We start from the raw sequence: 21,065 nt of genomic DNA, 5'->3' as shown, positions 1-21,065 counted from the left end.
GTCGTGACGCAGGAGGATCTGCGCCGGGATTCCCCGGCGCCGGGCGTGCTCCGGCTGGCGCTCGATCGCCCGCACGCACACAACGCGATGCCGATCGCCCTGCAACGCACGCTGGATACTGCGTTATCCGATGCCGCGCAGGATGATTCGGTGCGCGTGGTGGTTCTGGCCGGAGCCGGTGACCGGGCCTTCTGCGCCGGTTACGACCTGAAGGAACTCGAGGCGATGCCGCCCGAGGTCGCACAGGCGTCGATGACCGAGCGCGAGGACATGCTGTGGCGGTATCTGACCTTCCCGAAACCGACCGTGGCGGCCGTCGACGGAATCGCCTACGGCGCCGGAACCCTGTACGCGGCCTGTTCGGATCTGCGCGTCGGCGGTCCCGCGACCACGATGGCGGTCAGCGCCGCCCGATACGGTGGGGCGAATCTGACCTGGTTGCTGGACATCTTGATCGGCGCCTCGCATGCCCGCGATCTGCTGATGACCGCACGGGCGGTGCCCGGGCAGGAGGCATACCGAATCGGCCTGCTCAACCGGTACGAGCCGGACGTGAGCCAGGCAGCGCTGAAGGTGGCCGAGGATATCGCCGCGCAGCCGCCGGAAGGACTACAGCAGATCAAGCAACTGCTGCTGGAAGGTCCGGGCCGGAACCTTCGCGCCCGTTACGAGCGCGAGAACTCCGCCGTGCGTTCCACGCTCAGACAACAGCCGATCGCCGAGATGTTCTCGGCCTTTTTCGCGAGCAGACCGACCACAGGTAAGGTATGAGCCCCGATATCTGGAATCCGACCTGGGTGGACCCGTTCGTCCCGACGGTCGGCGCGAACGACGAGTACGCCGAGTTGATCGAGGCGCTGCGCGCCGCGCAGGAGGCGGTCACCCGCAGTAAACCGACTCCGGCTGCCGCCGCGGCGGCAGCGGCGCGGTTGCGTGAGATCGCCGCGGCCGTAGCCCAATTCGAGGTGGACGAGGATGAGCAGATCGCGGGAAAGCGCTGGGAGTCGGCCGGACACGGGCAGGCGCTGACACCGCCGATCCATCTGGATCGGATCACCGACACCACCGCGATCGGGCGGGTGCGAATCGGGCGTTTCCACTCGGGGCGTTACGCGATGAACGGCGGTGTGGCGCCGCTGATCTTCGACGAGATCCTGGCCCGGCTGGCCAATCACCACCGGCCGTGGGCTCGCACGGCCCGCCTCGAGGTCTCCTTCCGCGCGCCCGCGCCGCTGGATACCGAGCTGACGGTCACCGCACGGCTGGTCGGGCAGCAGGGCCGCAAACGGTTCATGTACGGCAGCCTGCATCACGGCGACGTTCTGCTGACCGAGGCCGAGGGCTTGTGGATCGAGCTGAAACCCGAACAGACACACAATATTTCGAAGGAACTGAAAGAGGTCGCCGGATGAGTGGATTCTCCCTGCTGCACGGCGTGCGCGTACTCGAGGTAGCCCAGCTGGCACCGGCCTCGCTCGGCGGACACCTGGCCGATCTGGGCGCGGAGGTGATCAAGGTCGAGTCCGGCCCACTCGGTGATCCGGTGCGCGTGGGTGGTGCCCGCGCGGTCGGCGATCCGGACGGGCCGGCATTCATGCATCTGCGGTGGAATCGCGGAAAGCGTTCGGTCGCACTGGATCTGCGTTCGGCCGAGGGTAAGCAGGCATTCCTGGATCTGGCGCGATCCTGCGATGCGGTCATCGAGGGAATGCGTGGTGGGTACCTGGATTGGCTGGACATCGGATTCGACCGGCTGCGGGAGGTGAACCCGAAGATCGTGCTGTGCACCGTGTCCGGGATGGGGACCGAGGGCCCGTACCGCAGTCTGGGCACGGGCGGACCGGTCTTCGACGGGTACGCCGGTCTGCGCGAGGTCGAGACTCCCGATGAGCCGCCGGTCACCGGAATCGCCGGGTCGACCAGTCCGCCGATCGCGATGTACGCCCTGGGCGCCTACGGGGCGATGGGGTTGCTTGCGGCACTGCATCGTGCGAACGCCACCGGCATCGGTAGCCGGATCGAGGTCTCCGGCATCGATGTGGCCGCGGCATGGATGCCGGATCTGGTCGACGCGGAATTGAACCGGGATCGATCGATCCCGCGCCCGACGTGGTTGCCGGACGGGCGATTGCCGGACTGGCCGCGGCTCGAGGCGTATCGGACCAAGGATGGCAAGGCCGTGCTGTTCGGTTCGCACGTGGAGAAGTTCTGGCGCAACTTCCTGGTCGCGATCGGCCGGGAGGATCTGGTGGACACCGATCTGACCACCGCCGACGAGGGCGCGCCGGAGCGGGCCGAGCACGTGTGGCGTGAGCTGCGGGAGATCTTCGCCCAGCGCACGCGTGCGGAGTGGGTCGAGTTGTTCCTCGCACACGGTATCGCCGGCGGACCGGTCAACACCGTGGCCGAGATGCTCGACGACCCGCATTTCCGGGCCAGGGACAACACCTATCGCGTCGACTACGCCGGGGTGGGGGAGCTGGAATTCGTGGTCAGTCCGGTGCGTGTGGCCGGGGAGAAGTTCGCTCCCGCGCTGCCGCCGCGGGCCGGAGCCGATACCGCGCGGGTGTTGCGGGAGGTGGTCGGTTACGACGACGCGCGCATCGCGGCGGCCGCCGATCGCCACCTGTATGCGAAGGATGTCGAAAAGACCGGCTGAACCGCCTATGTGGAAATTGACACTCACACGAAAACCATTGTGTGAGTGTCATTTTCATGCCCAGATCCCGACTGTATCGGGGGCTTGCCAAGGTATTGCGCAAGAAATCTAAAGCTGTTAGTTTTACCGGCACGCAGTGAGGGCGGTCACATCCGCCGGTGCTCGCGGCCGAGCAGTCGGCGAACGAGGAGGTATTCGAATGAATCTCGCGGATCTGACGCGTTATTGGGGTAAGACCCGCCCCCATCAGCAGGCGATCGTCTTCGGCGATCACGCCGAGACGTGGGCCGAACTCGATGCGGTGACCGATGCCCTCGCCCGCGGCCTGGTGGCGCGTGGCGTCGGCAAGGGCGACCGTGTCGCGGTCATGATGCTGAATCGGCCCGAGGTGGCGCACGTCATCCTGGCCACCCTCAAGATCGGCGCCATCAGCGTGCCGCTCAATTTCCGGCTCACGGCAAGGGAATTGGCGCCGATGGTGGTGGATTCCGCACCGCGCGTGGTGATCATCGAGGACGAATTCGCCTCGTTGCTGGAGGTCGCCGCCGAGCAGATCCCGCTCGATATCTTCGCGATCGGCGGCAGCGCGCATCGCTCGTACGACACGCTGAGCGATCCCGGCGTCGCGCCCCGAGTGGACATCGCCGGTGACGACGCCGCGTTCATCTGCTACACCTCCGGCACCACGGGCGTGCAGAAGGGTGCGGTGGTCACCCACCGCAGCGCGATGGCTCCGGGCATCGCGCAGACGGTCAGTCACGGCTTCAGTGCGCGCGACCGCGTGCTGTGTGCCGCGCCGCTGGTTTACACGGGCTCGGTGCTGTCGATCTTCATGCAGCTGGTCGTGGTGCCCGGGGCGACGATGGTGCTGTTGCGCGAATACGATCCGCAGATCGCCCTGGACACCCTCGAACGCGAACAGATCACCGCGACCACGGTGGTGCCGGTGATCTGGGAGCGGATGACCACGCTGCCGGACTTCGGCGCACGCAAACTCGCGAAGTTCACCTTCGCCGGAACCGGCGGTGCACCGGTCGGTGTGGATCTCGTGGATTTCTATTGCGCGCGCGGCATTCCGCTCACGCAGGTGTACGGGCTGACCGAGGCCTCGGGCATGGTCTCGACGCTGAATTACGAGGATGCCTCCACCCGCCCCGGCTTCGCCGGACTCGCGCTGGTGGGAACGCAGGTCACGATCGGCGACCCGAACGTGGACACCCCGCCCGGGGAGGTGGGCGAGATCCTCGTGCGCGGTGAGCACGTGATGCGCGAGTACTGGCACAAACCCGAGGCCACGGCCGCGACACTGGTGGACGGCTGGTTGCGCACCGGCGATCTCGGGCTGCAGGACGAGGGCGGATTCCTCAAGATCGTCGACCGCAGCAAGGACATGCTGATCTCCGGCGGTCTCAATGTCTATCCCGCCGAGATCGAGCGGGTGTTGCACGTCATCGAGGGCGTCGCGGACCTTGCGGTGATCGGTGTCAAGGACGACCGGTGGGGCGAGGTGCCCATGGTCGTGTTCCACAGCCACCGTCCGGCCGCCGAGGTGGTGGCCGAGATCGAGATGCTCGCCGGAGCGAATCTCGCGAAGTTCAAACGCCCCAAACACGCTGTGGCGCTGGGGGAGCCGCTGCCGCGGACGTTCTCCGGCAAGATGGCCAAACCGGCGTTGCGTCAGCGGTTTCCGGAAGCGCCGTCCGATGCCATCGCGGTGCGCGGGACTGCTGTAACCGCCTAGCGCAGACGCCCGGGATCGAGTGCCGGACGGCGCACACGAGCTGAAACACGTTGTGCCGCAGATTATGTGCGGCACAGTTGTGGCCTCTGCCATGGTTCGGTCGTCCCCGGTTCGGCGCAGGAACGACAGAAGTTCAGCTCGAGTAATGAAGGACGGAATGGCATGGAAGTATCTGCGGCGGCGACGGATTCGACATCGAGAGATCCGGCGCGCGTCGCGGTGGTCACCGGCGGCGGCCGGGGGATCGGAGCGGCGATCGCACACCGGCTGGCCGCCGACGGATTCGCCGTGGCGGTCAACTATTCCGCGAGCGAGGGCCCGGCGAGGCAGGTGGCCGAGGAGATCACCGCCTCGGGTGGCAGGGCGACCGCAATCCGCGCCGACGTCTCCGACCCCACGCAGGCCGCATACTTGATCGAACAGGCCACCGCCGAATTCGGCGCGCCGACCGTGCTGGTCAACAATGCCGGGATGAACCTGTTCGGTTCGGCTCGGCAGCTCTCGCCCCGGGACTGGGATCGGGTGATCGGCGTGAATCTCAGCGGCGCCTTCTACTGCACTCATGCGGCTCTGCCTGCGATGTACGAAAAAGGCTGGGGCAGGGTTGTTTTCGTCAGTAGCCCGTCGGGCGGGCGACGGCCCTCGCCGGGGATGAGCGCCTACGCTGCGGCCAAGGCGGGACTGGCCGGGATGACTCGCGCGATGGCGCAGGAACTCGCCCGGCGCGGGGTGACGGTCAACGCGGTCATGCCCGGTTTCGTCGAGACCGACATCATCGCCTCGGGCGGATCGGATGCGGCGCGGACCCTGGCCGAACACTGGCCGCGCATACCGGCCGAATCCGTTGCGGCCACAGTGTCTTTCCTGGTCAGTGATGCGGGCCAGCACGTCTCGGGTGAGGAGGTCGGCGTCTGGCTGGGCGGGCCGGTCGGCATCTGACTCGCCGGGCGCGAGGGCATCGCGAATCGCGGCCGCCCCGCGCCCGGCGCATGCGGATCAGCCCGAATGCCCGCCGACAGCCTCGGCCTCGGCGCGGTAGTTCGCGGGCCAGCCCTTGCCGAGAGTCAATCCACCGTCCACGACGATGTTCTGACCGGTGACGAACGAGGCCGCGTCGGAGACGAGATAGGCGATGGCCTCCGCGATGTCCGTGCCCTCGCCCGCTCGTGGGATGGGCTGGAAGGTGCGCAGCCCGTGGCGGACCTCGTCGACGCTCGCATCGAGCGCATCGCCTTCCAGGCCCGCGCCGTGGCCCTGGATCCGGGTGGCGACGCCGCCGGGTGTCACGGCGTTCACGCGGACGCCGTGCGGTGCGAGTTCCCTTGCCGCACTGCGGGTCAGCTGCAGGATCGCGGCTTTGGCCGCGCCGTAGGGATGCGGGCCGAATCCGGTGCGCAACGCCGCCACCGAGGAGACGTTGACGATGGCGCCGAATCCCTGCTCGCGCATCACGCGCGCGGCGTGTTTGGTGCCCAGGAACGCGCTGCGCGCCAGCACCGCGAACGTCGCGTCCCACTCCTCGAGCGTGATGTCCTGCAGGTACGTCCACGCGCCGACCCGTCCGGCGTTGTTCACCACGGCATCCACCCGCCCGAACCGCTCGATCGCGGTGTCGATCGCGGCGGCGATGTCCTGCTCCCGGGTCACGTCGACATGCAGATACACGCCGCGACCGCCGAGACTCTCCGCCACTGCCGCGCCTCGGGCGTCGTCGATATCGGTGACCACCATCCGGCTCCCGCGCCGGCCCAGCAGCTCGCAGGTCGCGGCTCCGATCCCACTCGCGCCACCGGTCACCACGACGACTCCGCCGTTCCGTTCCATCATCTGTGCAAGCCTTTCGATTTGGCCTCTACCTTGAGTAATTTATCTAAAGGTATTAGCTTTATAGTTCGACGGTACCGCCTGTGGCGCGACCGTCGCCGACGATTCGAGGAAGTCCGACACATGTCCGATGTGATCCAGACCGAGCGTCCCCGCCCCGGCATCCTGCTGATCCGGATGAACCGACCGGAGGCGCTCAATGCGATGAACGCCGAACTCATCGAGGCGCTGCACGGAGTGCTGGCGCAGGTGCGTCACGACTCGGAGGTCCGGGCGATCGTCCTGACCGGTAACGGTCGCGCCTTCTGCGCCGGACTCGATCTGCGCGGCTACGGCACGCCGCCCGGCGCAGCCGATGGGGAAGGGCGGGCGCAGGCGGGATTGCGCGTGCAACAGCACATCGCCGGACTGGTCGAGGCGTTCCGCGGTGTGCGTGCCCCGGTGATCGCGGCGATCAACGGCGCCGCGGCCGGCGGCGGGATGGCGCTGGCGCTGATGGCCGACATCCGGATCATCGCCGCCGATGCCGCGCTGCACGCCTCGTTCATCAATCGCGGGCTGTCCAATTGCGATATCGGAGTCAGCTGGCTGCTGCCCCGGATGATCGGATTCGCCAGGGCCGCACAGATTCTGCTCACCGGACGATCGGTCCCCGCAGAGGAGGCCGAGCGGATCGGCCTGGTGTCCTCGATCGAGCCCGCCGACCGGCTGCTCGACGTCGCGCTCGACACGGCGGAGGCGATCGCCCGCAACAGCCCGTTCGGGGTGTGGATGACCAAGGAGGTGATGTGGTCCAACCTCGAGGTGCCGAGCCTGCGCGCCGCGATCGACCTGGAGAACCGGACCCAGATCCTGGCCGCCACGACCCGCGACCATCGTGAGGCGGTGCACTCGTTCCTCGACAAGCGCCCGCCGGTATACCGGAATCACTGACAGGACAACAGCTTTGACGACAGCAATGAACGACGGGAGGTCGCGGTGAAGGTCGGCGTGATGGCCGGATACTGGGGTTCGCACCCGCCCCGGCGCATGGAGCAGACCATCGCCGAGGCCGAGGCGCTCGGGGTGGACAGCTTCTGGACCGCGGAATCCTACGGCTCGGACGCACTCACCCCGCTGGCCTGGTGGGGTGCGCGGACCAGCCGGATCGCGCTGGGAACCTCGGTGTGCCAGATCTCCGCGCGCACCCCCACGGCGTTGGCGATGGCCGCCCAGACCATCGATCACCTCAGCGGCGGACGGCTGATCCTGGGCATCGGCGCCTCGGGCCCGCAGGTGGTCGAGGGCTGGTACGGACAGCCCTATCCGCGCCCGCTGGAACGCACCCGCGAATACGTCGCGGTGATGCGCGCGGTGTGGGCGCGCGCGGAGCCGGTGACGTTCGAGGGCAAGCACTTTCAGCTGCCCTACGGTGGTGGAACCGGTCTGGGCAAGCCGCTGAAGTCCATCGTGCATCCGCTGCGGCCCGACATCCCGGTCTACCTCGGCGCGGAGGGCCCGAAGAACGTCGCGCTCGCCGCGGAGATCGCCGACGGCTGGACGCCGCTGTGGTTCTCGCCGAAGACCGACGAGTTCTACCGCGCCGCGCTCGCCGAAGGTTTCGCCCGCGAGGGTGCTCGCCGCACCGCCGCAGACTTCGAGGTGGCCAATGTGTGCTGGCTGTCCGAGGACGAGGACCTCGAACGCGCGGCGGCACGGCTCAAGCCGGTGGTTGCGCTGTACGCGGGCGGTATGGGGGCCAAGGGGGCCAATTTCCACAACGACGTGTTCGTGCGGATGGGCTGGGGCCGGGAGTGCGCCGAGATTCAGCGGCTCTATCTGGCCGGGCGCGCCGATCTGGCCGCTCAGGCGGTTCCCACGGCGATGGTGGAGGACGTCGCGCTCGTCGGGCCCGTCGACAAGATCTGTGAGGACATCGTGAAACGTTGGAAGCCGACAGTTCTGACCACACTCATCCTCGGCGGCTGGCCGCGTCCGGAATCACGGGAGCGGATCCTCGAGGCGGTGCGGTCGTGAGCCTGGATCCCCGGACACCGGTACTGGTCGGCGGCGGACAGCTCAACGAGCGCGAAGGTGCGCGCGAACCGGCCGCACTGATCGCCGACGCTGCCGCGCGAGCCGCCGCCGAGGCGGGCAGCACGCGGCTGCTCGAACTCGTCGATTCCGTACGGATCGTCGGGCTGCTGTCGTGGCGGTATCGCGATCCCGGTGCGCTGGTCGGCGCGTGGATCGGCGCAACGCCCCGGCACACCGGCTACACCGGCAGCGGTGGCAGCACACCGCAGGTACTGGTCAATCAGGCCGCGCAGGACATCGCGGCGGGACGTTGCGATGTCGTGCTGATCGGCGGGGCCGAATCCTGGCGGACGCGAACGACGTTGCGCGCGAAGGGAGTACGCCCGCACTGGACGGTTCAGGACGAGTCGGTACCCGCTGCCCCGATGCTGGTTCCGGAGGTTCCGATGCGATCGGAGACCGAGCGTCGCGCGGGGCTGGACCGGCCCGCCTACATCTATCCGCTGTTCGAGCAGGCGCTGCGCCTGTCGGCGGGGCGGTCGATGGACAAGCATCGAGAGGTGATCGGGGAGCTGTGGTCCCGGTTCAGCCAGGTCGCCGCCACGAATCCGTACGCCTGGACGCAACGCGCCTACACCGGCAGCGAGATCATCACCCCGGGGGAGCGCAACCGGTGGGTCGCTTCGCCCTACACCAAACTGCTGAACTCCAACAATATGGTCGAGCAGGGCGCGGCGGTGTTGCTGTGTTCGGTGGAAGTGGCTCGGCGACTGGGGATTCCACGGGAGAACTGGGTGTTCCCGCAGGCGGGTACCGAGGCGCACGACACCTACGACATCGCCGAACGCGCAGCGCTGGATCGCTCACCCGCGATCCGGCACGCGAGTGCGCGGGCGCTCGAACTGGCCGGGATCGGTCTCGACGATATCGCCCACATCGACGTCTACTCGTGCTTCCCCTCCGCGGTCCAGGTCGCGGCGCACGAAATCGGCCTTCCCACAGATGATCCCGACCGCCCGCTCACGGTGACCGGGGGGCTGACCTTCGCCGGTGGGCCGTGGAACAACTACAGCACGCACGCGATCGCGACGCTGGCCACCCGATTGCGGCGGGAGCCGGGCAGCTACGGACTGCTCACCGCCAACGGCGGCTATCTGACCAAACACGCCTTCGGGGTGTATCGCACCGAGCCGCCTCGGGCGGGCTTCCGCCGCGTCGATGTGCAGGACAGCGTCGACCGGGAACCCACCGTTCGGGCGCATCCGGACTACGAGGGTGCGGCACTGTCGGAATCGTGGACGGTCGTGTACTCCCGATCGGGCGAACCCGAACTCGGGTTCCTCTCCGCGCGCACGCCCGACGGCGGACGCACACTGGCCTCGACCCGCGAACCGGACACGCTGGCGCGCCTGACGAACACGGAGCCGGCCGAGGAGTCGGTGCGGGTCGGCGCCGAGGGGGAATTCCGGTTCGACAACTGACCGATTCGGTCCTTCGTCAGCGGTCGACGATTGACCCGATAAACCTAAAGGCTTAAGGTAAAAATATCGGTGGCGCCTTGCGTCACCAGGGAAGCGAGGAGAACTCGAATGCCTGAACAAGACTTTCGCGAACTGTACGAGCGGCACGTCGGCACCGTCGCCGACGGCAATTTCAAAGCCGCCCTGGCCGATATGGTGCAGGAGAACATCCCCGCGGTGTTCGAGGGTGTGACCGTCCCGCGCGGAGTGGTCAACAGCTTCCGGATCCAGGACGTGCGCGCCGAGGACGACAAGCAGATCGGCGAGACCGTCTACGACACCCCCGACGGCGTGATCGGCCTGCGCTCGATCTGGGAACTGCGCGACGGTGTCTGGAAAGCCGCTGCGCTGGAGAACTTTCCGGTGTCCGGAGCATCGGCATGAGTGAGACGCCGACACTCGATCTGCCGTGGGGGCCCGCGGCGGACGGCCTGGACCGGCCCTACTGGGAGGGGCTGGCCGAAGGTGAACTGCGACTGCAACATTGCGGTCACTGCGGTGCGTGGATCTGGGGCCCGCAGTGGATCTGCGCGACCTGTCACACCTTCGACCCGGGCTGGGAGGCGGTCGAGGCGGCCGGCACCGTGTACAGCTGGGCCCGCAGCCACTACCCCTTCATCACCGAACTCGCCGACCGAGTGCCGTACGTGACCGTTCTGGTGGAACTGCCGCGAGCCGGAAACCGAAGGGTGCTGGGCCTTCTGGTGGACGATGTGCCCGAGAACGTGCGGATCGGCGACCAGGTCGTCGGCCACATCGAGCTCGATCCCGGAGCGACGTGGCCCCTGCTGCGGTGGCGCCGCGCCGACACCGAGGGAGCGCGAGCATGAGCGGAACGACATTGCGCGGCGCGGCCGCGGTGGTGGGTGCGGCCGAGTTGCACTACAAGCGAGGCGGCGCGCCGCACGGCGAGCTGCGAATGACGTTGGAGGCCATCGTCTCCGCGTGCGCCGACGCCGGAATCTCACCCAGCGAGCTGGACGGGTTCGTCTCCTACGCGGGCGGCGGGCACGACGGCGCGATCCTGGGCGGCGCACTCGGCGTCCGGGACGTGCGGTGGTCGAACATGATGTGGGGTGGCGGGGGCGGCGCCGTGGCGGCCGCGATCAACAACGCCGCCGTCGCGATCGCCACCGGGCAGGCCGAGACCGTCGTGGTCTTCCGGTCGATGGCCCAGGAGGACACCGGTCGGCTCGGCTACGCGAAGTATTTCTACGGCCCGCACTACCTCGCGCACGGTGTGGGCTCCCCGGCGCAGGTCTGTGCGCTGCGCACGCAGCGACTGCTCGAACACGACGGGGTGCCCCGCGAGGCGATGCGCGCGCTGGTGCTCGCCGCCTACCGGCACGCGCAGAACAACCCGACCGCCGCTGGATACGGCAGGCCGCTGGACGAGGCGACCTACGAGTCCTCCCGGATGATCACCGAACCGTTCCACCTGTTCGACTGCTCCCGCGAGAGTGACGGCGCGGTCGCGCTCGTGCTCGTCTCGGGTGAACGCGCCCGCGCCATGCGACCGGACGCGGCATACGTGCTCGCCGGTGCGCAGGGCGCGCCGGGCGGATATTCCTCGATCATCGACAACGACGATCTCTACACCAGCGCCGGATTCGCCGGTCGCCCCGGGCGACCCGGAGTCGCGGACCGGCTGTGGGCCGCGGCCGGACTGACCCACGACGACGTCGACGTGGTCCAGGTGTACGAGAACTTCAGCGGCCCCGCCGTTTCCGCGCTGATCGATCACGGATTCGCGCCTGCGGGCCCGGCCGCCGGAGACATTCTCACCGTCGACAACCTGACCGCCGGAATCGGGAAACTACCGGTCAACACCAGCGGCGGCAATATCGCCGACTCCTTCGTCAACGGTATGGGACTGGCCGTGGAAGCGGTGCGTCAGATCCGCGGCACATCTACCAATCCTGTTCCGGGCGCGCGGGTTTCGCTGTTCATCGGTGGTCCGATGGCGCCGCTGGTCAGCTCCACCCTGTTCGGGCACGAAGACACCCTCTGAGGACCGCTATGGACACCACATACGATCGCCCCTCCCTGTTCGTCGACGGGAACTGGGTCGCACCGAGCACCGCGGCCGCGGTCGAGGTCATCGAAGCCGCCACCGAAAAGGTGCTCGGCACGGCGGCACTGGCCGATCCGGCCGACATCGACGCGGCGGTCGCGGCGGCACGCCGGGCGCTGGCGGACTGGCGTGCCCTGGACGCCGGCGAACGGGCCGACCATCTCGATCGTTTCGCGGCGGCGCTGAAATCGCGCGCCAAGCAGACCGCGGCGCTGGCCAGTCGTGAGAACGGCATGCCGATCACGACATCGATCAACGTCAACGGGTACGCACCCGCGCTGATGATCGAGTACTACGCCCGCCTGATTCGCGGCGCGGCGCGAGAGGATGTGCGGTCCAGTGCATTCGGGGGCCGCACGGTCGTGCGACATGAACCGGTCGGGGTGGTCGCGGCCATCACGCCGTGGAACTACCCGCAGTCGCTCGCGGCGATGAAACTCGCGCCCGCGCTCGCCGCCGGATGCACCGTCGTGCTCAAGCCCGCTCCCGAAACCGCTTTGGATGCCTATGTTTTCGCCGAGGCGGCCATCGAGGCCGGACTGCCTGCGGGCGTGCTGAACATCGTGCCCGCCGATCGGGCGGGTGGCGCGTACCTGGTCGAACATCCCGGCGTGGACAAGGTGGCGTTCACCGGCTCCACTCCGGCGGGGCGGGCCATCGGTGAGGTGTGCGGGCGGCTGTTGCGTCCGGTGACGCTCGAACTCGGTGGGAAATCGGCGTCCATCGTGACCGTCGACGCGGATCTCGAACAGTTCGCGGCGAAGCTGCTCGAGGTGTCGCTGGTGAACAACGGCCAGACCTGTCACGCCGGGACCCGGATCCTGGCCCCGCGCTCGCGGTATGCCGAGGTGGTGGACGTGGTCACCGAGACGGTGCGTGCGCTGCGGATCGGTGATCCGCTGGATCGGGCCACCCAGATCGGACCGCTGGTGAGCGTGGCGCAACGCGACCGGGTGCTCGGCTACGTCGATGCCGGGCGCGCGGACGGTTACCGGGTCACCACCGGCGGCGGCGTTCCCGCAGACCAGCCGGTGGGCTGGTTCGTGGAGCCGACGGTATTCGAGGGCGTGGACAATTCCGCGCGCATCGCCCAGGAGGAGATCTTCGGGCCGGTTCTGACGATCACGCCGTTCGACACCGAGCAGGAGGCGATCGCCATCGCCAACGACTCCCACTACGGCCTGGGCGGGACGGTGTGGACCACCGACGAGGAACGCGGTCTGGCCATCGCCGATCGCATCGACAGCGGCACCTTCGGCGTCAACCACTACCTGCTGGATCTGGACGCCCCCTTCGGCGGGGTGAAGTTCTCCGGCCTGGGACGTGAGCTCGGGCCGGAGGGGATCGCGTCGTACTACCGCACCAAATCGGTGTATTTCGGCACCCGCTGAATCGCCGGATCACCGATCGAACGGAGCCAACGATGACACTTCCGCTGGCCGGCACCCGCGTGCTGGATCTCACCGACGGTCTCGGCGAATCCTGCGGCCGCTATCTGGCCGACCTCGGGGCCGAGGTGATCCGCGTCGAACCGCCCGGCGGCTCGCGCAGTCGGTCGGCGGAGCCCACGGCCGCGGGGACCAGTATCGCGTTCGCCCTGCGCAATGCCAACAAGCTCGGCATCACCGTGGATCTGGCCACCGCGGCGGGGGCCGAGCGCTTCCGCGAGCTGGCCCGCAGCGCCGATATCGTCGTCGAGTCGTCCCCGCCGGGGCGGCTCGCGGAACTGGGTGTGAGTCCGGCCGAGATACGTTCTGCCGCACCGGGTGTGGTCTGGACATCGATCACCGGTTTCGGGCAGAGCGGCCCATACCGGGATTGGGTGGCCACCGAACCGGTGCTCTACGCGCTCTCGGGTGTGCTGTCTCGCTCGGGCGCACCCGGCATCGAGCCGCTGTTGCCTCCGGCGGGCCTGGTGGAGGAAACCGTTGGCGCGCACGCGGTGTGGGCGACTCTTTTGGCCTACCTGCGCCGACTGGAAACCGGACACGGTGAGGCCGTGGATGTTTCGGCCTTCGAGGCGATCGTGCACGGCTTCGATCCCGGATTCGGCACGCAGGGTTCCGCCGCGGCCGGGCGTTCCGAGGACTTCCCGCGCGGGCGGCCCGATGCGGCCGACTTCTATCCCGTGTTCGCCTGTAAGGACGGGCACGTGCGCATCTGCCTGCTGGCCAAGCGGCAGTGGCGGGGGATGTTCGAATGGCTCGGCGCGCCGGCCGAATTCGCCGATCCGACATACGACACGATTCCGGCGCGGTTCGCCGCGGCCGCTTCGCTGCACCCGCTGATCGGCGAACTGTTCGCTACCCGAACCCAGGCCGAGCTGGTCGAGGAGGGCGCTCGCCGCGGCGTTCCGGTCGGTGGGGTGCACACCCTGGCCGAGGTCCTGACCACACCGCATTTCGAGGACTCGGGCGCACTCGTGCAGACCGAGATCGCTCCGGGCACATACGCGAAGGCGCCGTCGGGGTACGTCGGCATCGGCGGCGTGCGCGCCGGGATCCGCACGCGCGCACCGCAACCCGGCGAGCACGACGACATCGTGACCCCTGACCATCGCGCCGCCGACACCGGTACCGGAGATCCCTCGGCCGCTCCGTTGGCCGGACTTCGGGTCCTGGATCTGGGGGTGATCGTCTTCGGCGCGGAGCTCAGCAGGCAGTTCGCCGACTACGGCGCCGATGTGATCAAGATCGAGAACGCGAACTTCCCGGACGGCCTGCGTCAGTCCAAACGCGGTGCGGCCCTGGCTGCCTCGGTGGCGTGGGGGCACCGCAACAAACGGAGCCTGGGCGTGGACCTGCGGCGGCCGGAAGGGGCTGCCTTGTTCCGCAGGCTGGTCGCCGAGGCGGATGTGGTGCTGGCGAACTTCAAGCCCGGCACCCTGGCCGCGATGGGGCTGTCCTACGAATCCCTGTCCGCGCTCAATCCGCGCATCGTGGTATCGGAATCCAGCGCCTTCGGTGCTACCGGCGGGTGGCGTACCAGGCTGGGATACGGTCCCCTGGTGCGCGCCTCGTGCGGGGTGTCGGCCCTGTGGCGCTATCCGGACAACGCGGAACTGCTGTGTGACGGACAGACCGTCTACCCGGACCACATCGCCGCGCACATTACCGCCGGCGCGGTCCTGGCCGCGTTGATCGCCCGACGACGCAGCGGTCGAGGTACCGATATCCAAGTGGCCCAGGCGGATACCGCGCTCGTCCAGCTGGGCACCCAACTGGTCGCTGAAGCGCTCGCGCCGGGATCGGTTGTAGTGTCCGGCAATTCGGATCCCTACGCTGCTCCCAGCGGCGTCTACGCGTGCGCCGGTGACGACGAGTGGTGTGTGGTGACCGTCGGCGACGACGCGCAGTGGCGGAGCCTGTGTGAGGTCCTGGGGCGTCCAGACCTCGTGAACGACGAACGCTTCTCCTCTGTGACGCAACGGATTCGGCATCGCGCCGAGGTGGACGCCGTGGTATCCGAATGGACCCGGGCGCGTGATCCGCAGGAGGCAGCCGCCACCCTACAGGCGGCAGGTGTCCCAGCGGGCCCGATGCTGCGGCTGCCACAGTTGCTCACCGACCCGCACCTGACTGCCCGTGAAACCTACACGCTGGTCCAGCACGACCTGCTGACCACGGATCTGCCCGCAACAGCCCGCGCAGCACGATTCGGGGAGATCGCTGATCCTGCCACGCGACCCGCGCCGCTGCCAGGTCAGCACACCCGCGAGATCTGTGCCGATTTGCTGGACATGTCCGGTACGCAGATCGACGCACTGGTTCGCGACGGCGTCCTGCAACCGTCGGCCGACGACCCCGCACTGGCCGCCGCATCGTCGGAAAACCTACGGTAGATAGTTTCATATCAGTCACCTCGGTCGCGTCGTTTATTGGAAAGACCGTAGGTTTACCTCCTCATGTTCGCAGCTAGATGGACATTTACCCTGCGTCTTCAATTGTCGCACGATATAAATGACAAAATCTGTCAGTTGTTGACCGTGAGGTCTTCGGGCGCTACGGTGATGTGACGGCATTCACAGCCGCTCGACATCTCCGGCCGGGCCCGCGGTCGCCGCGAACCTCTGCGTACGGTTCGCGCCGGCAAACCGGGCATTCCCGCGCCGAATCCGGCCCGCATCCGGAAAAGTCAGTGAGAGAAGGAATTTCATGAAACGTCTCGAAGGCAAGGTCGCTTTCATCACCGGTGTGGCGCGCGGGCAGGGCCGGTCCCACGCTGTGCGGCTCGCAGAAGAGGGCGCGGCGATCGTCGGCATGGACATCTGCGCGCAGATCCCGTCGGTGTTCTATCCGATGGCCACCGAGGACGACCTCGCCGAGACCACCCGCCTGGTCGAGAAGGCCGGCGGGCGGATCGTCACCACCATCGGTGACGTGCGCGACCGGGCGGATGTGCAGCGGGCGTACGACGCGGGCGTGCAGGAGTTCGGATTCGTCGACATCATCGTCGCGAACGCGGGCATCATGCCGGTGATCGATCAGGGCAGCCAACCGCAGGCCTGGCACGACGCGGTCGACACCATGCTCACCGGCGTGTGGCACACCCTCGAGGTGGCCGTCCCGCCGATGGTCGAGCGCGGCGACGGCGGCTCGATCACCATCACCAGCTCGGCCGCCGGACTGACCAGCATGGGCCTGAACACCTTTCCCGGGCAGGCGGGCTACTCCGCGGCCAAGCACGGCGTCGTCGGGCTGATGCGGTTGTACTCCAAGCAGCTCGCGAAGCATTCCATCCGGGTCAACACGATCCACCCGACCGGCGTGAACACCCCGATGGTCGCCAACGCCGAATACGGCGCCTTCGTCAACTCGCATCCCGAGGTGGCCAACGACGAGGCGTACAAGAACCCGATGCCGGTCGAGCTGATCGAAGCGATCGACGTCAGCAACGCACTGGCCTTCCTGGCCTCCGACGAGGCCCGATACATCACCGGCGTGACGCTGCCCGTCGACGCCGGCTACAACAACCGCTGAGAAAGGGCCATCGCGATGACCACCACCGACACCGCTGTCACCACATCGTCCGTCGCCGACCGGGAACAGGTCTTCATCGGCGGCCGCTGGGTCGACTCGACCGGCGAGGAATGGATCGACCTGATCGACCCGTGGACCGAGCAGCGCGCCGCCCGGATCCGCAGTGCCACAACCGATGACGTCGCCCGCGCGGTCGAGGCCGCGCGGCGCAGCTTCGACGCCGGGGTCTGGTCGGGCAAGACCATGACCGAACGGGCCCAAGTGATCGACGAGATCGGCGCCCGCCTCGAACAGCGCATCGAGGAGCTCACCACCATCGGCGTACTCGAGGTCGGTGTGCCGGTCACCGTCAGTGGTATGACCCAGCAGATGAGTGCGGGACTGTTCCATGCGGTCGCCGCCGAGGCCCGGAACTTCGAACAGCGCGAGGACCGTGTGCGCGCGGACGGCGGCGTCTCCCGGATCCTGCGCGAGCCCACCGGCGTTGTCGCCGCGATCATTCCGTGGAACGGCCCGATCGGCACCATCGCCTTCAAGGTCGCCCCGGCGCTGGCCGCGGGATGTTCGGTGATCTTGAAGGGCGCCCCGGACGCGCCGTTGTCACCGGCGGTGTTCGCCGATGTGATCGCCGAACTCGTCGCGGAGGGGCTGGTGCCCGAGGGCGTGGTCAGCGTGCTGATCGCCGACCGCGAGGTCTCCGAAACCCTGGTCACCGATCCGCGGGTGGACCACATCACCTTCACCGGATCCACGGCGGCGGGTCGGCGCATCGCTGCGCTGGCCGGTGACCGGATCGCCCGTGTCTCACTGGAATTGGGCGGAAAGTCCGCCGCGATCGTCCTGGACGACGCCGACCTGAACCATGTGCTGCAATCGCTGCCCATGGGCGGATGTATGCAGTCCGGTCAGGCCTGTATCGCGCTGACCAGAGTTCTGGTGTCGCGGCAGCGGCACGACGAGGTCGTCGCGGCACTCGCCGCGGCCTACGGAGCGCTGCCGATGGGCAACCCGTGGGAGCCGCAGAACTTCCTCGGTCCGCTGGCCGGTGCGCGCCACCGTGATCGGGTTCGCGGCTACATCGACTCCGCGGTCCAGGAGGGCGCTCGCCTCGTGGTCGGGGGAGCAGCGCCCGAGGGCCTGGCCCACGGCTACTTCGTCGCGCCGACCCTGCTCGACGACGTGCGCAACGATATGCGCATCGCCCAGGAGGAGGTGTTCGGCCCGGTCATCTCGGTGATCACCTACGAGGACGAGGACGAGGCCGTCGCCATCGCCAACGATTCGGTCTACGGCCTGTCCGGCGCGGTCTACACCGAGGATCTGGACCGGGGTTACGCTCTGGCACAACGGATTCGCACCGGAACGGTCAGCGTGAACGGTTCGGTCATCGACTTCACCCTGCCCTTCGGCGGTTACAAGCAGTCCGGCATGGGGCGCGAGGGCGGCGTCGAAGGGCTCGAGGAGTTCTTCGAAACCAAGACTGTGCATATGCCCGCCCCGGCGCAGTAGCCGGGCGGGGAGTCCGTAACAGGTCGAGACGCCGGTGCCCGGTCGGAACTTTCCGACCGGGCACCGGCGTCAGGCTCGCGGGACGTCTAGACCGAGGCCGACTCGGGTTCGGATTCCGCTGTGGTCCGGGCGTTCTCGTTGCGCATCACGCCGTAGAGGAAGCTGCGAACCATCTCCTCGTACAGCCCCTTGGACGTCAGCGTGTTCTCCGACAGCGCGCGAGCCAGGATCGGCTGTGAGTCGGGATCGACATTCGGGAAGATCGTGGTGCGCGTGCTCGGACCCCGCACCGCGTCGGTGAGCGCGGTGCCCAGGCTCAGCCGCTCCATCCCGTCCAGGATCTGTACGTGCAGGTGCGTCGGCACGCCCGAGGCTTCCAGGAAGCGGGCGGTCTCCTCGTAGGTGCCGATGAGCAGATCGCGCGGCAGGTACTGCAGCAGGATCGGGGCCGCGTTGGGATGCCGCAGAATCGACCGGCGGAAGTTCAGCGCCAGCTGCACGAAGAACTCCGGCCAGTCGGGGCCGGGCCTGCGGCGCGGGATCGATCCCGCGCCGGCGATATGGCGCGCCACCGCGGACAGAATCGCCGAGCGGTCGGCGAAATGGTGGTACAGCGAGGGCGCGCTCACGCCGATGTACTTGGCGAGTTTGGGCAGACTGAACGCTTCGAGGCCCTCCGAGTCGATGATCTCGATGGACGCCTCGATCACCGCGGAGCGGCTGATCAGAGGTTGTGAAGGTCGTGGCATCTGCGGCTTTCCACTCGGCTCGCACCAGGCCGGTTACCTAGCGCCTTTAAGATTGATGGTAGCGGGTACCGGTCAGTGCCCGGATGTTCCGCCATCCACGGCGAGAGTCGAACCGGTCACGTATCCGGACGCGGGTGCGGCCAGGAATATCACCGCGGCGTCGATCTCCCGCTGGGTGGCGGTCCGGCCCAGCGAGCAGTCCCGGAGGAATTCGGCCAGGGTGTCCCCGGACATCTCGCCGATCATGTCGGTGTCCACGAATCCGGGCGCGATCGCGTTGACGCGGATACCTTTTCGTCCCGACCACTGGTGCGACAGATCGCGGGTCAGCCCGATCAGCCCGGCCTTGCTCGAGGCGTAAGCAGCCTGCGGCAGAACGGATTTGACCAGCCCGAGCATGCTCGCCACATTCACGATGCTCGATCCGGGTTGCATGACCCGAGCGCACGCCTGCGCCGCCCAGTACGCGCCGAACAGGTTGACCTCCACGACGTTCCGGTAATCCTGCGGGTCCTCGTGGGTCGCGGGCGCGACATGGCTGATCCCGGCATTGTTGACCAGGATGTCCAGACGGCCGAACTCGTCGACGGCCGCTCGCGCGAGTGCGTCGCACTGTGCGGGATCGGTGACATCGGTCGGCACGACCAGGCACCTACGTCCCACGGCCGCAACGGTGTCGGCGACCTGTTCGAGTTTGTCGCGGCGGCGCGCCGCGACCACGACATCCGCTCCGGCCTCGGCCAGCGCGCGTGCGAAACCGGCTCCGAGCCCGGTACCGGCGCCGGTGACGACGGCCACGCGTCCGGTGAGTCGGAACAGGTCCAGCACCGATCCGGCGGTGTGGTCCGTGGTCTTCATATGGCAACTCCTGTCGCACCCTCAGATGGCTAACACCTATAGGTTTATACAGGTTATGTGCAGCTTGCAAGAGGCTTCTAGCTGGGTATTGCTTTGTGTAAATCTAATGGCTTAAGATTTAGTGACGGTTTGTTTCGGAGAGTGGGCAGGGTTCATGAGCGAAAGTCGGACGCACCGACGGATGCGGGTGATCGGCAAGGAGTCCGTGGCCGCAGGTGTCGTCGCGGTGACGCTCGCCGACGCGGACGGCGGTGAGGTGCCCGAGTGGGAACCCGGCGCTCACCTCGATCTCGTGCTGGGCGACATCACCCGCCAGTACTCGCTGTGTGGCGATCCGGCCGATCGGCGGACGTTGACTGTGGCGGTCCTGCACGACCCGAACGGGCGCGGCGGTTCGGCCTACGTCCACGACAAACTCCAAGTCGGCGACCTGATCCCGATCGGCGGCCCGCGCAACGCGTTTCGGCTGTCCCAGGCCGAGTCCTATCTTTTCGTCGCCGGAGGAATCGGCATCACCCCGCTGATGCCGATGCTGCGCGAGGTCCAGGGGCGTGCACGTCCGTGGCGACTGCTGTACGGGGGACGGATGCGAACGAGTATGGCCTTCGCCGAGGAGCTGTCCGCGGCCCATCCGGACCGCGTCGAGGTACGCCCGCAGGACGAATGCGGATTGCTGGACCTCGGCGCGGCCCTGGACGCCCTCGAACCAGGTGCGGGGGTCTACTGCTGTGGCCCCGAGCCGTTGCTACAGGCGATCGAAACCGCCTGCCGCGCACGCGATCACCTCACCCTGCACATCGAGCGGTTCACGCCGAAAGCGATCGATCCGGCCGCACCGTCGAACTCGTTCGAGGTGGAGTTGGCGCGCAGCGGCGAGGTGGTCGAGGTGACGGAGTCCGAGTCCGTCCTGGACGCGCTCGAACGGCGCGGTGTGAACGTCGACTTCTCCTGCCGGGAAGGAACTTGCGGGACCTGCGAGGTGGCCGTTCTTGCCGGGCGGCCCGATCACCGCGACTCCGTGCTCACCGACGACGAGCAGTCCGCGAACGACGCGATGATGATCTGCGTTTCCCGCAGTCACACCCCTCGGATCGTCCTGGACCTCTGACCCACACCAGCCCGCACGTCAGGAGATA

The 21,065-nt window shown here is 67.9% G+C and carries 19 protein-coding genes; 16 read left to right on the top strand and 3 right to left on the bottom strand.

Annotated elements, in window-relative coordinates; all coding sequences use genetic code 11:
* Positions 1 to 3: 3 nt before the first annotated feature.
* The 5 genes from K7711_RS33720 to K7711_RS33700 all read left to right on the top strand — a co-directional run bounded on the left by K7711_RS33720 (position 4) and on the right by K7711_RS33700 (position 5,339).
* Positions 4 to 771, top strand: a complete 768-nt coding sequence (locus K7711_RS33720; protein WP_222974540.1) for an enoyl-CoA hydratase/isomerase family protein — start codon at positions 4 to 6, stop codon at positions 769 to 771.
* On the top strand, positions 768 to 1,412 hold the full coding sequence (locus K7711_RS33715) for a PaaI family thioesterase (protein ID WP_222974538.1): 645 nt from the start codon (positions 768 to 770) through the stop codon (positions 1,410 to 1,412). The genes K7711_RS33720 and K7711_RS33715 overlap by 4 nt, the downstream gene beginning before the upstream one ends.
* Positions 1,409 to 2,659 (top strand): CaiB/BaiF CoA transferase family protein, encoded by a 1,251-nt coding sequence (locus tag K7711_RS33710; protein WP_222974536.1) that lies wholly within the window; start codon positions 1,409 to 1,411, stop codon positions 2,657 to 2,659. Before K7711_RS33715 ends, K7711_RS33710 begins: the two co-directional genes overlap by 4 nt.
* A gap of 199 nt (positions 2,660 to 2,858) precedes the next feature.
* Positions 2,859 to 4,400, top strand: coding sequence for a class I adenylate-forming enzyme family protein (locus K7711_RS33705; RefSeq protein WP_222974534.1), 1,542 nt, complete (start codon positions 2,859 to 2,861; stop codon positions 4,398 to 4,400).
* A 162-nt stretch (positions 4,401 to 4,562) separates the two neighbouring features.
* Positions 4,563 to 5,339, top strand: a complete 777-nt coding sequence (locus K7711_RS33700; protein WP_222974532.1) for an SDR family oxidoreductase — start codon at positions 4,563 to 4,565, stop codon at positions 5,337 to 5,339.
* Positions 5,340 to 5,396: 57 nt separating this feature from the next.
* On the opposite strand, the gene K7711_RS33695 is transcribed toward K7711_RS33700, so the two are convergent.
* On the bottom strand, positions 5,397 to 6,227 hold the full coding sequence (locus K7711_RS33695) for a glucose 1-dehydrogenase (RefSeq protein WP_222974530.1): 831 nt from the start codon (positions 6,225 to 6,227) through the stop codon (positions 5,397 to 5,399).
* Positions 6,228 to 6,347: 120 nt separating this feature from the next.
* Between K7711_RS33695 and K7711_RS33690 the strand changes: the two genes are divergently transcribed.
* The 10 genes from K7711_RS33690 (at position 6,348) to K7711_RS33645 (ending at position 18,322) form a co-directional block, all read left to right on the top strand.
* Positions 6,348 to 7,157 carry an enoyl-CoA hydratase/isomerase family protein gene (locus K7711_RS33690; RefSeq protein WP_222974529.1) on the top strand — a complete coding sequence of 270 codons (810 nt, stop codon included), beginning with the start codon at positions 6,348 to 6,350 and terminating at the stop codon, positions 7,155 to 7,157.
* Positions 7,158 to 7,202: 45 nt separating this feature from the next.
* A complete protein-coding gene (locus K7711_RS33685) occupies positions 7,203 to 8,240 on the top strand; it encodes an LLM class F420-dependent oxidoreductase (protein ID WP_222974527.1) in 1,038 nt (345 codons plus the stop codon).
* The gene (locus K7711_RS33680) at positions 8,237 to 9,721 is read left to right on the top strand and encodes an acetyl-CoA acetyltransferase (protein WP_222974525.1); all 1,485 of its coding nucleotides are present in this window, start codon (positions 8,237 to 8,239) and stop codon (positions 9,719 to 9,721) included. The genes K7711_RS33685 and K7711_RS33680 overlap by 4 nt, the downstream gene beginning before the upstream one ends.
* Positions 9,722 to 9,829: 108 nt before the next feature.
* Complete coding sequence (locus K7711_RS33675) at positions 9,830 to 10,144, top strand: hypothetical protein (protein WP_222974523.1); 315 nt, start codon at positions 9,830 to 9,832, stop codon at positions 10,142 to 10,144.
* Positions 10,141 to 10,590, top strand: coding sequence for a Zn-ribbon domain-containing OB-fold protein (locus K7711_RS33670; RefSeq protein ID WP_222974521.1), 450 nt, complete (start codon positions 10,141 to 10,143; stop codon positions 10,588 to 10,590). Before K7711_RS33675 ends, K7711_RS33670 begins: the two co-directional genes overlap by 4 nt.
* Positions 10,587 to 11,771, top strand: a complete 1,185-nt coding sequence (locus K7711_RS33665; protein ID WP_222974519.1) for a thiolase C-terminal domain-containing protein — start codon at positions 10,587 to 10,589, stop codon at positions 11,769 to 11,771. Before K7711_RS33670 ends, K7711_RS33665 begins: the two co-directional genes overlap by 4 nt.
* An 8-nt stretch (positions 11,772 to 11,779) precedes the next feature.
* On the top strand, positions 11,780 to 13,225 hold the full coding sequence (locus K7711_RS33660; RefSeq protein ID WP_222974517.1) for an aldehyde dehydrogenase: 1,446 nt from the start codon (positions 11,780 to 11,782) through the stop codon (positions 13,223 to 13,225).
* Positions 13,226 to 13,257: 32 nt separating this feature from the next.
* Complete coding sequence (locus K7711_RS33655) at positions 13,258 to 15,675, top strand: CaiB/BaiF CoA transferase family protein (protein ID WP_222974515.1); 2,418 nt, start codon at positions 13,258 to 13,260, stop codon at positions 15,673 to 15,675.
* A 313-nt stretch (positions 15,676 to 15,988) separates the two neighbouring features.
* Positions 15,989 to 16,813: a mycofactocin-coupled SDR family oxidoreductase gene (locus K7711_RS33650; protein WP_222974513.1), complete on the top strand. Its 825-nt coding sequence runs from the start codon at positions 15,989 to 15,991 to the stop codon at positions 16,811 to 16,813.
* A 15-nt stretch (positions 16,814 to 16,828) separates the two neighbouring features.
* On the top strand, positions 16,829 to 18,322 hold the full coding sequence (locus K7711_RS33645) for an aldehyde dehydrogenase (protein WP_222974511.1): 1,494 nt from the start codon (positions 16,829 to 16,831) through the stop codon (positions 18,320 to 18,322).
* Positions 18,323 to 18,408: 86 nt separating this feature from the next.
* Here K7711_RS33645 and K7711_RS33640 read toward each other — a convergent pair whose 3' ends face one another.
* Both K7711_RS33640 and K7711_RS33635 read right to left on the bottom strand, forming a co-directional pair.
* Positions 18,409 to 19,071 (bottom strand): TetR family transcriptional regulator, encoded by a 663-nt coding sequence (locus tag K7711_RS33640; RefSeq protein ID WP_222974509.1) that lies wholly within the window; start codon positions 19,069 to 19,071, stop codon positions 18,409 to 18,411.
* A gap of 72 nt (positions 19,072 to 19,143) precedes the next feature.
* Entirely contained in the window at positions 19,144 to 19,929 is a 786-nt protein-coding gene (locus K7711_RS33635; protein ID WP_222974507.1) for an SDR family NAD(P)-dependent oxidoreductase, read from the bottom strand.
* 154 nt (positions 19,930 to 20,083) lie between these two features.
* On the opposite strand from K7711_RS33635, the gene K7711_RS33630 reads away from it, so the two are divergent.
* On the top strand, positions 20,084 to 21,037 hold the full coding sequence (locus K7711_RS33630) for a PDR/VanB family oxidoreductase (RefSeq protein ID WP_235748153.1): 954 nt from the start codon (positions 20,084 to 20,086) through the stop codon (positions 21,035 to 21,037).
* Positions 21,038 to 21,065: the final 28 nt, after the last annotated feature.

This window comes from Nocardia coffeae (genome assembly GCF_019890715.1).
Taxonomy (GTDB): domain Bacteria; phylum Actinomycetota; class Actinomycetes; order Mycobacteriales; family Mycobacteriaceae; genus Nocardia; species Nocardia jiangxiensis.
This window is presented reverse-complemented; position numbering and strand designations above follow the sequence as displayed.

Bases quoted from the DNA above. Each gene is read 5' to 3' on its own strand.
- K7711_RS33715 (WP_222974538.1), top strand. From the start codon at position 768: ATGAGCCCCGATATCTGGAATCCGACCTGGGTGGACCCGTTCGTCCCG.
- K7711_RS33710 (WP_222974536.1), top strand. From the start codon at position 1,409: ATGAGTGGATTCTCCCTGCTGCACGGCGTGCGCGTACTCGAGGTAGCC.
- K7711_RS33705 (WP_222974534.1), top strand. From the start codon at position 2,859: ATGAATCTCGCGGATCTGACGCGTTATTGGGGTAAGACCCGCCCCCAT.
- K7711_RS33700 (WP_222974532.1), top strand. From the start codon at position 4,563: ATGGAAGTATCTGCGGCGGCGACGGATTCGACATCGAGAGATCCGGCG.
- K7711_RS33695 (WP_222974530.1), bottom strand. From the start codon at position 6,227: ATGATGGAACGGAACGGCGGAGTCGTCGTGGTGACCGGTGGCGCGAGT.
- K7711_RS33690 (WP_222974529.1), top strand. From the start codon at position 6,348: ATGTCCGATGTGATCCAGACCGAGCGTCCCCGCCCCGGCATCCTGCTG.
- K7711_RS33675 (WP_222974523.1), top strand. From the start codon at position 9,830: ATGCCTGAACAAGACTTTCGCGAACTGTACGAGCGGCACGTCGGCACC.
- K7711_RS33670 (WP_222974521.1), top strand. From the start codon at position 10,141: ATGAGTGAGACGCCGACACTCGATCTGCCGTGGGGGCCCGCGGCGGAC.
- K7711_RS33665 (WP_222974519.1), top strand. From the start codon at position 10,587: ATGAGCGGAACGACATTGCGCGGCGCGGCCGCGGTGGTGGGTGCGGCC.
- K7711_RS33660 (WP_222974517.1), top strand. From the start codon at position 11,780: ATGGACACCACATACGATCGCCCCTCCCTGTTCGTCGACGGGAACTGG.
- K7711_RS33655 (WP_222974515.1), top strand. From the start codon at position 13,258: ATGACACTTCCGCTGGCCGGCACCCGCGTGCTGGATCTCACCGACGGT.
- K7711_RS33650 (WP_222974513.1), top strand. From the start codon at position 15,989: ATGAAACGTCTCGAAGGCAAGGTCGCTTTCATCACCGGTGTGGCGCGC.
- K7711_RS33645 (WP_222974511.1), top strand. From the start codon at position 16,829: ATGACCACCACCGACACCGCTGTCACCACATCGTCCGTCGCCGACCGG.
- K7711_RS33640 (WP_222974509.1), bottom strand. From the start codon at position 19,071: ATGCCACGACCTTCACAACCTCTGATCAGCCGCTCCGCGGTGATCGAG.
- K7711_RS33635 (WP_222974507.1), bottom strand. From the start codon at position 19,929: ATGAAGACCACGGACCACACCGCCGGATCGGTGCTGGACCTGTTCCGA.
- K7711_RS33630 (WP_235748153.1), top strand. From the start codon at position 20,084: ATGAGCGAAAGTCGGACGCACCGACGGATGCGGGTGATCGGCAAGGAG.